Below are 12755 nucleotides of genomic sequence, written 5' to 3' on the forward strand. Positions count from 1 at the left end.
GCAGGGGGCTCAGGGGCGGCGCACCGGCTCACCGCCCATGGTGGACAGGGGCAGCCCAAAGCTGGTGTTCAGCCCCGTGCCCACGCGGATGCTGCGCGGCGGCGAGAACTCGCTTTGCAGGCCCGAAGGGTCGAGCACCTGGATGCGCACGAAGTAGGTGCCTGCAGGCAGATCGGCCGCAGAGGTCCAGCGCGGTTCGTCGAGCTGGGTGTCCTGCAGGACCTTGGTGAATTCCAGGTCCGGCGCCAACTGCACGCGAAAGCGCTGGCCGGCCTGGGCAGGCCAGTGCAGGCGCACAATGGTGTCGCCATCGGTCGCCTGCATGTCCGACAGGTCCAGCGCAGCGGGTTGCTGGGCCACGGTGAAGGCCTGCGCGGGCGCGAAGGGCCCCTGGTCCAGGGCGCCGCCTGCGAGTTCCGCGACCGTGGCGGCGCGCCAGAAGTAGTTGCCCAGGGGCAGCGTGGCCAGCGTCAGCTGGCAGGGATTGAGGCGGGCCTCGTCCACCAGCGGGCTGGTGAAATCCGCGCTGGCCGCCACCTGGATGCGGTACCAGCGGGCTCCGGGAACCTCGGTGCAGCGCAGAGCGCCCGTCACGCGCGGCACCACGGCCCCGGGTGCGGGCTGCTGGTACAGCGGCGGCACCGGCCGGGTCTTGATGGTGATGGCGCGCGTGGCGGGCTGGCCGGCAATGCCGGCCTCGTCCACGGCGCGCACGGCCAGGTGGTAGCTGCCGTCGTCGAGCGCGGCCCAGCGCAGCTGGCCATCGGCAAAGCGGCCGCTGCGCAGCACCTGGGTCAGGGCCGCATCGCGCGCCACCTGCGCCACATAGCCGCTGGCGCCGGGCGTGGCCGGCAGGTTGATGGCCAGCAGGCCCAGGTCGTGCAGTTGCGTCGGCACGGTGGACAGGTCGGGCGGGGCCAGCAGGGGGCGCGGCGCACCCAGCGTGCCATCGGGCGCCACCGACATGCCTTGCCCGCGCGCCAGCAAGGTGGCGCCGGCTTCTGGCTGCGCGGCATTCTCGGCGCGGGACTGTACCGCCACCGTGCCTTCGAGCACCGAGGCCGTGGCCTGGCCCGAGGCCGCCATCGCGACGCCGAATTCGGTGCCGCGCACGCTGGTCACGGCGCGCGGCGTGCGCACCTCGAAGCGGCGCAGCGCATCGGTGCTGGGGGTGACACTCGACTCCACGCTGCCGGCACGCACCTCCATCACCGACTGGATGCTGCCCGTGCGCCCGCGCCGGCGCAGCTGGCGCAGCTGCAGGTCGGACTGGGGCTGCACGCGCACCACGGTGCCATCGGCCAGGCGCACGGCGACAAAGCTGTCCGGCCCCACCTGCAGGCGCGTGCCTTCGTCCAGACGGGCACCCGGGGCCAAGGGTTGCGGGCTGGCCTGCGCGGCCGGCTGGGCCGTGGCATTGCCCTGCACGAATTCCACCTGGGCCGAGGCCCGCGGCTGCAGGCGCACGGGAATCCACACGGTGGAGCCCGGCTGCAGGCGCCTGGGGTTGGCCACCTTGTTGCGCTGCTGCAGCAGCGGCCACTGGCGCGGGTTGTCCAGGTAGGCGCTGGCCAGGCCTTCGAGCGTGTCGCCGGCGCGCACCGTGTGCGCGATTTCGTCAGTCTGCGGGTCTGGGATGGCTTGCGCATGCGCGCAACCGAGGCCCGCCGTGACCATGGCAATGGCGGACAGGGGCAATGCAAGGCGGTGGATGACCACGTCAACTCTCCTACGGCCGCGGCGTGCGCGGGGCTTCGTTCTCGGGGGCGAGCTCCAGCGCGGGAGCCCAGGGGCGCATCAAGGCTTGCGGTCGGGTTCCACGGCTTCGAACCGGTAACCCACACCATACACGGCGGTGATGAAGTAGCCATTGGCCGGGCGCAGGTCCAGCTGGGTGCGCAGGCGCGAGACATGGGTGTCGAGCGAGCGCGACAGCACGTCCGAGCCCTGGCCCCAGATCACCTCCTTGAGGTGGTCGCGCGAGAGCAGGCGCCCCATGTTCTGGAACAGGAACAGGGCCAGGTCGTATTCACGGTTCTTGAGTTCGGCCACGGTGCCATCGATCTCGAGCGAACGCGATTCGGGGAAGAACTTGTAGCGCCCGAAATCGAGCGTGCCGCCGGTGCTCTGCGGGTAGGCGCGGCGCAGCAGCGCCCCCACGCGCGCGTTGAGTTCGCCGATGCGCACAGGCTTGACCATGAAGTCGTCGGCCCCGCTGCCCAGGCCTTCGACGATGTCGCGCTCCTCCTGCCGGTTGGTCACGAACAGGATGGGCAACTGCTTGCCCACGTTCTCGCGCACCCAGCGCACCACCTCGGGGCCGGTGGTGTCGGGCAGGTGCCAGTCCACGATCAGCAGGTCGAAGGTTTCGCGGCGCATCTCGCGCAACAGCGCGGCACCGGTCAGGTGGGTGTGGCACACATGGCCCATCGCTTCGGTGGCCTGTTTGATCAGATCCAGCTGAAGCGCATCGTCGTCTAACGCCGCTATGCGCATGGTTCTCCGTTCCGTTCAAGATTCACCCCGCATTATTCGCGATGTCGGGTGGCCAGGGCCATGCGCCTTTTCGGTGATCGCCAGGTTTGACAGTTGTTCACCGTGTCACGGGCGATGCCAGGCGGCGCGTGGCACTGGGGCGCGTGTGGGGCCGGCCGGCAAGGGGCGGTGCGATTTCGCGCAGCAGCCGCATGCCCACCAGGGTGTAGCGGGTCTGCGGGCTGTTCCAGTTGCGGTAGCCGCAGCGTGCGTAGAAAGACCAGGTGTGCCAGGAGCCTCCGCGGCGCACGCGCACGCTGCCGTCGGCCGGTCCCTGCGGGTCCACGGCGGGTGACTCCGCGTAGTAGCTGTCGCCATGCCAGTCGGACACCCACTCCCAGGCATTGCCCAGCATGTCCTGCAGGCCAAAGGCGTTGGGCGCGTAGCTGCCCACGGGGGCCGTGAAGGCGTGGCCGTCGCTGCCGCGCAGCGCATGCTGGCGCCAGCGCTGCCACAGTGGGGCGGCGTCCTGGTCGAAGGTGTTGGCGTTTCGGAGCAGGCCCTCGGGGTCATCGCCATGCGGGTAGCGGGTGCGCGTGCCGGCGCGGCAGGCGTACTCCCATTCGGCCTCGGTCGGCAGCCGGTAGCGGTGGCCTTCGGTGCGGCTCAGCCACTGCGCCAGGGCCTGGGCATCGTTCCAGGTGACGTTGACCACGGGGTGGTCGTCGCCCTGCGGGAACCCCGGGTTGCGCCAGGAGTAGCGCGGGTCGCGTCCCTCGAAGGCATCGCCGCGCCGCGTGGTGGCCGGGTCGTACTGCGGGTTGTAGCCATAGCCACCGGTGCCGTCGGCAACGGATTCGGGCTGGTAGCCCGATGCCTGGAGGAAGCGCCTGAACTGGCCCACCGTCACCTCATGCTGCCCCAGGTAGAAGGCCTTGCTGATGAGCACGCGGTGGGCTGGGCCTTCATCGGCCAGTTCGGTGAACCGCTTGACTTCCAGCTGTGGGTAGGCCTGCGCGAGCACGTCGGGCGCCTCGGGCCCGCCCATCACGAAGCTGCCGGCGGGCACCTGCACGAAGTGCATGCCCAGGCTGTTGGTCCACACCGGGTGTGCCGGGCCGCGGTGCACCTGGCCCAGCGCCGGCGGGCCCATGGCAAGGGCCAGCGCGGCCGCGAAAGCGGCCCAGGCAATCCGAACGTCCATGGCAGTCTCCGAAAGCTGGCTTGCAAACCAGTCTACGGCACTGTGGGGCAAATGCCGCGCGCCAGATGTAAGTGCACCGGCTTGCGCTTTGCGGCCCCGGCGCGCTGCGATACAGTGCGTTACACCTGACGGGAGATGTATGGCCTGGATCCGGTCCGCAGTGGCAAGGGACACCGCGCGCCAGTGGGCGCTGCGCCTGCTGGTGCCGCTGCTGCTGCTGGCTGTGCTGCACCTGCTGCCGGTATGGCAGCCGCTGCAGCGCCTGGAATACGATCTTTTCAGCAGCCTGACCGCACCCGTGCGGCCCGATGCAGGTGTGCTGGTCATCGGCATCGACGAGCCCAGCCTGGCGGCGCTGCAGGCCACGCCGCCCTTGCCGCGGCGCCTGCACGCGCAACTGGTCGAGGCGCTTTCCGCGGCCGGCGCGTCGGGGCTCGGCATCGATCTGTTGCTTTCCACCGCCCAGTCCCCCGAGGACGACGCCGCCCTGGGCCGGGCCCTGCAGGGCCGCATGCCCGTGGTGCTGGCCAGTGCCCAGGTGGCGGTGCAGACCGGGCAGGTGGCGCAGTACCGGCAGACGCTGCGCTCCATCTTTGCCCAGGCGCTGCACGGCGACGTGGGCATGCAGCCCGACGACGATGGTGTGCAGCGCAGCGCACCACCGCAGAGCGATGCGATGTGGCGGGTGCTGGCGCAGGCCGCGGGCCGCAGCGTGGTGCCCCCTCCGCCCGGTGCGCTGCTGCGCTACTACGCTCCTGAAGTGGCGCTGCCCTATGTGCACTACACCCAGGCGCTGGACCCGGCGCGGCAACTGGCGCCCGGTGCACTGCAGGGGCGCTTGATGCTGCTGGGCCAGAACACGCCGGTGGGCGGGGTGGACCAGTTCACCACGCCGCTGCGCAGCCTGGGCCACGGCACGCAGTCGGGCGTGATGCTGCATGCCACAGCGCTCATCAATGGCCTCACGGGCGACTGGATCGTGCCCGCGCACCCGGCGGGCCCGCTGCTGCAGGCCGCGGCGGCGATCGTCCTGGTGGCCGCGCTCACCCGGCGCTGGCGCGGCTGGCTCGCCGTGTGGCTGAGCGTGGCGCTGGCCCTGCTGGCGCTGATCGGCGGGCTCTGGGCCTACCTGCAGGGCGTGTGGTGGCCCACGCTGCCCACGCTGGTGGCACTGGTGCTGCATTTCAACGTGGGCGCGACCGACAGCTACTGGCGCGAACGGCGCCAGCGCGAGCGCCTGAGGCTGGACTTCGGGCGCTACGTGCCGCCAGCCGTGGTCAGCGCGCTGATCGCCAGCGGCACCGCACCGGCCATCAGCGGCGAGCGGCGCGAACTCACGCTGCTGTTCTCGGACCTGGCGGGCTTCACCTCGGCCAGCGAGCACCTGCCGCCCGAATCGGTGGCGCAGGCGCTCAACGCCTATTTCACGCGCATGACCTATGCCGTGCACCGCCACGGTGGCACGCTCGACAAGTTCATCGGCGATGCCGTGATGGCCTTCTGGAACGCCCCCGTGGCCGAGCCGCAGCATGCGGCACGCGCCCTGGCCTGCGCGCAGGAGATGCAGCGGGAAATGCAGGCCCTGCGCAGCCAGTGGGCCGGCACCCCCTTTGCCGACCTGCAGTTGCGCATCGGCCTGCACACGGGCGAGGCGGCCGTGGGGCACCTGGGCTCCGAGGGACGCTTCACCTACACCGCCGTGGGCGACGCGGTGAACACCGCGGCCCGGCTCGAAGGCGCGAACAAGGCCTTTGGCACCGGCATCCTGCTGTCCGAGGCCACGCGCAGCGCCTTGCCGCAGCCTGCGCAACTGCTCTGGCTCGATGCGGTGGTGCTGGCGGGCCGCAGCAATGGCATCAACGTCTACACCCCCTGCAGCGATGCGCCTCTCGTGGCCATCAGCCTGGACCTGCAGTCCCATGTGCGTGCGGGCCGCTGGCACGATGCCCTGGCCTGCTGCGCCGAATGGAGCGCGCGTGCGCTGCAGGCGGCGCCCGGGCTGGCCGCCCAGGCCGGGCGCCTGCGCCTGCGCCTGCAGGCCCTGGCCGACGCCGAAGCCAGCACGGAACCGTCCGACGCGGGCTTTGCCAGCGCCCTGGACAAGTAATTCATCAGAAGGACCCCCGCCATGCCTTCCTCGCCTTTCCGGTGCCGATGGGCTGCCACCCCGCTGGCCCTGGCTGCTGCCAGCCTGTTCCTGCCAGGTGCCTGGGCCCAGTGCGCTGGCGTGGCCACGGCACCCGGTGCCATGGCTGCGCAGATCGTGGCCCTGGCCGGCCAGGGCCAGACCCGGCCCGCGGGCGAGGGGCCCTGGTCGCCCGCCGCCCTGGCCCAGCAACTGGGTGCGGGCACGGGCGTGCGCACCCTGGAGCTGTCATCGGCCGCGCTGCTGCTGGCCGATCGCACGCAGATCCGCATGTCGGCCAATGCGCAACTGCGCCTGTGCGCGTCGCAGCCCGAGCGCACGCTGCTGGAACTGGCCGCCGGCCGGCTTTGGGCGCGCACCAAGAAGACGCCGGCCGCGCTGGAGTTGCAGACCCCGGCCGCCCTGGCCGTGGTGCGTGGCACCGACTGGGACGTGGAGGTCGATGGCAGCGGCCGCACCACGCTCACGGTGCTCTCGGGCCAAGTCGATCTGTCCAACGCCTTCGGCCGGGTGGAACTGGGTCCGGCGGAACAAGGGTATGTGGAGCCCGGCAAGGCCCCGGTCAAGCGCGTGCTGGTGCGCCCGCGCGACCGTGTGCAGTGGGTCATGGCCAACCCGGTGGATCCCACACGTTGGGTGGAGCTGCAGGGCGATGCCGTGGCGCCCCCGCTGGCCGCCATCCGCGATGACCTGCGCGCGGGGCAGTGGCCGCGTGCGCGCGAGCAGCTGCAGGCGCTGTCTGCCAGCGGGCAGGGCGGTGCGGTGATCGATCTGCTGTTGGCCGACCTGGAGGTCTTTGCCGACCAGATGGACGCAGCCGGACAGCGCCTGGCTGCGGCCTGGCAGCGTACCCGGGATCCGCGCACGGCGGCCCGCCGGGCCGAACTGCTGCTGGCCCTGGACCGGGGTGCCGAGGCGCGCACCTGGCTCGACGCCGCGCGCGCGCAGGCACCGGATGCCACGGCCCTGCTGCTGGCCGACGGCGACTGGCACCGCCTGGAGGGCCGGGGCGACGAGGCCATCGCGCTGTACCGCCGTGCCGTGGCCGGTGCCCAGGGGCGCCAGGAGCCGGCCGGGGACCAGGCCGCCGCCCAGTGGAGCCTGGGCCGCGCCCTGCGCGAGCGCGGCGACCTGCGTGGCGCGCGCGAGGCCCTGGCACGCGCCGTGGCGTTGGCACCGGAACAACCCGCATACCAGGGCGAGCAGGCCACGCTGGCGGCCGAGGCACTGCGCCTGGGCGACGCGCGCAGCGGCTTCGATGCCGCCCTGGCCCTGGCCGGCGACGACTACGTGAGCCTGGCCGGTGCGGGCCTGGTGGCGCTGCAGCAGGGCGACCCGGCCGGTGCACGCACCCAACTGCTCAAGGCCCTGGTGATCGAGCCGCGCTACGCGCGCGCGCAGGTCTGGCTGGCCGTGGCCGAGTACCATCTGGGCGAGCGGGCCGCCGCGCTCGATTCCCTGGCGCGCGCCAAGGTGGCCGATCCCAAGGACCCGTTGCCCTGGCAGGTCGAATCGGTGCTGCGCAATGACCAGGGCGAGCCCATCGAAGCCATCGCCGCCGCGCGCGAGGCGCTCACCCGGCTGCCCTACCTCAAATCGCTCGATCCGCTGACCAGCGACAGCCAGGGCTCGGCCAACCTGGGCAAGGCCCTGGGCGACTTCGGCCTGGAGCACTGGGCGCGCGCCTATGCCAGTGCCTCGTACTACCCGCTGTGGGCGGGCAGCCACTTCTTCCTGGCTAACCGCTACGAGAGCGATTTCAGCCGCAATTCCGAGCGCTACCAAGGCTACCTGAGCGACCCCACGGCTTTCGGCGCCAGCGAGAAGCAGGCCCCGCTCGTGCTCACCCAAGGCGGCGAGTGGCTCTGGATTGCAAGCGCCGAGCGTGGTCCGTTGCACGACACGCTGGCCGCCGACGTGGGCCACCACGGCTTTGCCGCGGCACCCGTGCCCGTGGCCTGGCAGGTGCGGACCAACGGTGTGCAGATGTGGCCGAACGACGGCAATGTGCCCAGCTATCGTTTGTCATCCCCTGGTTTCGATGTCGCGCTGGGCCTGCGGCCTACCGAAAGCCTTGGTCTGTTCCTGCTGCACACCGAACACCGACTGCGCTACAGCTTCCCCGACGGCCGGGATTTCGGCAATGGCATCACCTTCAATGGCCTGGCGCGCCAGCGCAGCGAGCGCACCGACCTGGGTGGCTCCTGGCGCTGGTCGCCCGACGCGCAGACCTGGCTCAAGCTGCACCGCGCACGCTTCGGCCAGGGCCTGGTGCTCGACGATGCGGCCTGGGGCCCGCAGGGTTCGCGCGTCACGGACCAGGACGATGGCGTGCTGTTGCGCCACACCCTGCAATGGGGCGGCCAGCGCCTGAGCCTGGGCTGGGAGGGAACGCGGGGCGTGTTCGTTTCCAGCCTCTCCGACCCGCTCGTGACGTCGGCGCAGGGCACGCGCGTGCGCTTTCAGATGCCCTGGCTCGCGGGTGAATGGCGCCAGGGCCCATGGACCTGGCATGCCGAGGCCTACTGGGCGCGCCTGGCCGTGCAGCGTGGCGACCGTTTCTACGATTCGCTGACCGGCGAGGACCTGCTGGACCCCACGGCCGAGCGTGGCGGCCGAGCGCGCCAGCCGCTGCCGCGCCTGGGCCTGTCCTACCGCCTGGGGCCGGGCCGTGCGCTGCACCTGGCCTACATCGAGAGCGTGCGCTCACCCGGCTCGCACACGCTGTCGCCGGTGGCGCTGGGGGCGATTGCCATCGACCACCAGTACCAGTTGCCGGGCGCCTTCGGGCGCAAACGCGCGGCGCAGTTCGACTGGGAATTCGACGCGCGCACCTTCGGCTTTGCCACCATGTCGAGCCAGGATGTCGTGAACCCCACCCTGGCGGGCGGAGGCCTGGCGCTGCCGCCGCGGGGCCTGGTGAACCTGGACCGGGTGGGCAGCCTGGGCGCGCAGATCCAGACCGGGCAGACGGTGGTGGACCCGTACAACGAGAACCCGGAGTTCAGCCAGGGCCGGCTACACCAGGCGGGCTTGGCGCTCAACCGGGTGCTGGCGCCGCGCTGGAGCGTGCTGGGCAGCTACACCTGGGCCCGGTCGCGCAACCTGGGCAGCCAGTTCGCGGGCAATGCCTTGCCAGGGTTTGCGCGGCACACCCTGGCGCTGGCCAGCGTGTGGAAGCACGGCGGGCGTGACCTGACGGCCGGCTCGCTGGTCTACCGGGGTTCCCGTTTCGCCGACGAGGCCAACGCAACGCCGCGCCGGCCGGGCTGGGACCTGGTGCTGGCGCACTCCCTGGAGTCAGCGGACCGGCGCTGGGCCTTCATCGCCACGGCGCAGGCGCCGTTGAACGGCGATACCCGGCCCACGCTGTGGGCCCGGGTGCGTTACCGTGACTGAGCTCAGCCCGCTGAAGCGGCGTCCGCCAGGGCCTGCAGGGCGGTGGTGACTTCATCGGCTTGCACGCCGTCCACCGGGATCAGCCGCGGCGCCAATGCCTGCAGGGCGTCACCACCCCGCTTCAGTTGGGCGATGGCCTGCCCGGCCTCCTTGGGCGCATCGAAGCCTGTGCTCTGCAACAGCAGCCCGCCATCTGCCGCGACGAGCTTGAAATAGAACTTTCCATCGGCCTCACGGTACTGTTTGAAGGCCGGGAGAAGTTTTATAGAAGGCTTGCCCGCCGTAACCAGCTCTACGCCTTCGAGTGCTATCGCCTGATCGCGAAGGTCGCGCAGGCCAACAGCTTTGCGCAGCTCGCGGATGAAGGGCGTGGCCAGCGCGCGGGCGCGCTCGGCGCCGGCCAGCAAGGTGGTTTCAATGCGGGCCGGGTTGTTGATCAGCTCCTCGTAGTGCGCGCGCATCGGGGCGATCACCTGGTCCACGCGCTCCAGCAGCAGCTGCTTGGCATCGCCCCAGGCGATGCCGTTGGCGTACTGCTGGCGCAGGGCGGCCGTTTCGGCCTCGGTGGCGAAGGCCTGGTAGATCTGGAACAGGGCCGAGCCCTCCACCTCCTTGGGCTCGCCGGGTGCGCGCGAGTCGGTCAGGATGCCGCCGATGAGCTTCTTGAGCTGCTCGCGCGAGCTGAACAGCGGAATGGTGTTGTCATAGCTTTTGCTCATCTTGCGGCCGTCGAGGCCCGGCAGGGTGGCCACGTGCTCGTCGATGGCAGCCTCGGGCAGCACGAAGTGCTCGCCATAGAGGTGGTTGAAGCTCGCCGCCATGTCGCGCGCCATCTCGATGTGCTGGATCTGGTCGCGGCCCACGGGCACCTTGTGGGCCTTGAACATCAGGATGTCGGCGCCCATGAGCACCGGGTACATGAACAGGCCGGCGGTCACGCCATCATCGGCATCGCGCTCGGCCGCGGTGTTCTTGTCCACGCTGGCCTTGTAGGCGTGGGCGCGGTTGAGCACGCCCTTGCCGGTCACGCAGGTCAAGAGCCAGGTCAGTTCGGGGATCTCGGGGATGTCGGACTGGCGGTAGAAGGTGACCTTCTCGGGGTCCAGGCCCGCGGCCAGCCAGCTGGCGGCGATCTCCAGCGTGGAGCGCTGGATGCGCACGGGGTCCTCGCACTTGATGAGCGCGTGGTAGTCGGCCAGGAAGTAAAAGCTCTGCACGCCGGGCGTGAGGCTGGCCGCTACCGAGGGGCGGATGGAGCCCACGAAGTTGCCCAGGTGGGGCGTGCCCGTGGTGGTGATGCCGGTGAGAAAGCGCGTGGTGCTCATGGGAAAGACGAAATCAGCGGGAAGATAGGAGTAAAGGCGGGTCAGCGCAGCACCGCGACCAGCGGCGTGATCAGGAGATTGATGGCGCCATAGCCCAGCGACATCAGCGGGCGCAGCCAGATGGTGCCCACCACACCGGCCACCACCAGGCCCATCACGATGAAGAAGCCGAAGGGCTCGATGCGCGAGACCATGTGGGCTGCCTTCCAGGGCAGCAGGCCGACGAGGATGCGGCCGCCATCGAGCGGCGGCAGCGGGAACAGGTTGAAGGCCCACATCACCAGATTGACCAGCACACCGGCGCGCGCCATCTCAATGAAGAAGCGCTCGTCCACCCCTGCGCCCAGCAGCACGACCAGCAGGACGGCCCAGAAAATGGCCTGGAAGAAATTCGAGGCCGGGCCCGCCAGCGCGACCCAGATCATGTGCTGCTTGGGGTTGCGCAGGTTGCCGAAATTCACCGGCACCGGCTTGGCATAGCCGAACAGGAAGGCTCCCGAGGTGGCGAAGTACAGCACCAGCGGCATCAGGATGGTGCCGATGGGGTCGATGTGCTTGATCGGGTTGAGGGTGATCCGGCCCATCATGAACGCCGTGTTGTCGCCGAAGTGGCGCGCGGCGTAGCCATGGGCGGCCTCGTGCACGGTGATCGCAAAGAGCACCGGCAGGGCATAGATCAGAACGGTTTGGATGAGATTGGAGATGTCCACCATGCCAATTGTCTCAGACACACGACAACAACCCTTTGGCACAGTCACATTCCGGGATTGTTACGATGGTTCCGTTGTTTCAAATGGATACAGGCGTGGCAGACTCTCCCCGGGACATGCGCGCGCTACATTGAACACAGCGGCCACCCTGCCAAATACAACACTGATATCGGAGATGAATCCCATGGGCCTGGATCGTTTGAAGATTGGAACGCGCCTCATTCTGGCGTTTGGTGCCATTGCCTTGCTGGTGGCGGTACTGATGGTGGTGGCCAGCTCAGGCATCGGCCAGGCCGACGATGCCTACCGCGCTGCGGTGGGTTCGGCCACGGGGCTCACGGCGGAGCAGCGCGCGCCGCTGGAGCAGGCCATCCGGGCCGGCCATGAGCACCTGGAGAGCGCGCGCCTGTGGGTGCTGCTGCTGGGTGCCGGCGTGTTCGTGGTCTCGCTGGTGTCCTTCGTGCTGCTGCGCAGTGGCATCGTGCACCCGCTGAACCAGGCCATCCTGATCGCCGAGACGGTGGCTGCGGGCGACCTGAGCCAGGAGTTCTCGTCCGAGCTCGAAGGCGACTTCGGCCGCCTGCTCACGGCCCTGGGCACCATGGAAGACACGCTGACCGAGCTGGTCTCGGGCATCAAGCAGTCCACCGACTCGATCACCGAAGCCGCGGCCGACATCGATTCGGGCAACTCCGACCTGGCGCGCCGCACGGAAGACCAAGTCAGTTCGTTGGCCGACACGGCCGGCAGCATGGCCGAGCTGACCTCCACCGTGCGCCAGAACGCCGAGCGCGCCCGCTCGGCCAGCAACCTGGCCGTGAATGCCTCCCAGATCGCAGCGCATGGCGGCAGCGTGGTGGGCGACGTGGTGCAGACCATGGAGGCCATCAGCGGCAGCTCACGCAAGATCGTGGACATCATCCAGGTCATCGAAGGCATTGCCTTCCAGACCAACATCCTGGCGCTCAATGCCGCTGTGGAAGCAGCGCGTGCAGGTGAGCAGGGCCGTGGCTTTGCCGTGGTGGCCAGCGAAGTGCGCAGCCTGGCGCAACGCAGCGCCGTGGCGGCGCGCGAGATCAAGACCCTGATCAGCCAGTCGGTGGACCAGGTCGAGAGCGGCGCCGGCCACGTGGGCCGCGCCGGCAAGACCATGGAGGAGATCGTGGGCGCCGTCGGCCAGGTCACCGCGCTGCTGGGCGAGATCTCCGGTGCGCTGCATGCACAGAGTTCGGGCATCGAGCAGGTGAACGGCGCCGTGGCCCAGATGGACAGCGCCACGCAGCAGAACGCGGCCCTGGTCCAGCAGGCGGCCAGCGCGGCATCGGCCTTGTCGTCGCGCGCGCAAGACCTGCAGCGCGCGGTCGGCGCTTTCAAGCTGGATTGACCCCCCCGGAGTCGCTTAGCGCCTTAACCTAAATAGACTAGCGGTTGGATTAGGGGGGACGCCCTAAGCGCAAAATATTGATATTCCGGCTTAGCGGCGGGGGGGCCATTCG

8 protein-coding genes are annotated in these 12755 nt (G+C 70.0%); 3 read left to right on the forward strand and 5 right to left on the reverse strand.

Features of this window, described 5'->3' with window-relative positions; genetic code table 11:
• Window positions 1-9: 9 nt before the first annotated feature.
• From ACK59X_RS30540 to ACK59X_RS30550, 3 genes are all read right to left on the reverse strand, one after another.
• Entirely contained in the window at window positions 10-1719 is a 1710-nt protein-coding gene (locus ACK59X_RS30540) for a FecR domain-containing protein (RefSeq protein WP_409962554.1), read from the reverse strand.
• A 78-nt stretch (window positions 1720-1797) separates the two neighbouring features.
• Window positions 1798-2496, reverse strand: coding sequence for a response regulator transcription factor (locus tag ACK59X_RS30545; RefSeq protein WP_409962556.1), 699 nt, complete (start codon window positions 2494-2496; stop codon window positions 1798-1800).
• Window positions 2497-2593: 97 nt separating this feature from the next.
• Window positions 2594-3679, reverse strand: coding sequence for a formylglycine-generating enzyme family protein (locus tag ACK59X_RS30550; protein WP_409962558.1), 1086 nt, complete (start codon window positions 3677-3679; stop codon window positions 2594-2596).
• 160 nt (window positions 3680-3839) lie between these two features.
• Here ACK59X_RS30550 and ACK59X_RS30555 point away from each other — a divergent pair, with 160 nt between their 5' ends.
• Window positions 3840-5786 (forward strand): CHASE2 domain-containing protein, encoded by a 1947-nt coding sequence (locus ACK59X_RS30555; protein WP_409962560.1) that lies wholly within the window; start codon window positions 3840-3842, stop codon window positions 5784-5786.
• Between the two features lie 21 nt (window positions 5787-5807).
• Window positions 5808-9224, forward strand: coding sequence for a tetratricopeptide repeat protein (locus tag ACK59X_RS30560; RefSeq protein ID WP_409962562.1), 3417 nt, complete (start codon window positions 5808-5810; stop codon window positions 9222-9224).
• Window positions 9225-9226: 2 nt separating this feature from the next.
• On the opposite strand, the gene ACK59X_RS30565 is transcribed toward ACK59X_RS30560, so the two are convergent.
• Both ACK59X_RS30565 and ACK59X_RS30570 read right to left on the reverse strand, forming a co-directional pair.
• Window positions 9227-10549, reverse strand: coding sequence for a tryptophan--tRNA ligase (locus tag ACK59X_RS30565; protein WP_409962564.1), 1323 nt, complete (start codon window positions 10547-10549; stop codon window positions 9227-9229).
• Between the two features lie 41 nt (window positions 10550-10590).
• Window positions 10591-11259 carry a site-2 protease family protein gene (locus ACK59X_RS30570; RefSeq protein ID WP_409962566.1) on the reverse strand — a complete coding sequence of 223 codons (669 nt, stop codon included), beginning with the start codon at window positions 11257-11259 and terminating at the stop codon, window positions 10591-10593.
• A 184-nt stretch (window positions 11260-11443) separates the two neighbouring features.
• Here ACK59X_RS30570 and ACK59X_RS30575 point away from each other — a divergent pair, with 184 nt between their 5' ends.
• Window positions 11444-12643 (forward strand): methyl-accepting chemotaxis protein, encoded by a 1200-nt coding sequence (locus ACK59X_RS30575; protein WP_409962568.1) that lies wholly within the window; start codon window positions 11444-11446, stop codon window positions 12641-12643.
• The last annotated feature ends 112 nt before the right edge of the window (window positions 12644-12755 follow it).

It is taken from the genome of Acidovorax sp., from assembly GCF_046339755.1.
Classification (GTDB): Bacteria; Pseudomonadota; Gammaproteobacteria; order Burkholderiales; family Burkholderiaceae_C; genus Acidovorax.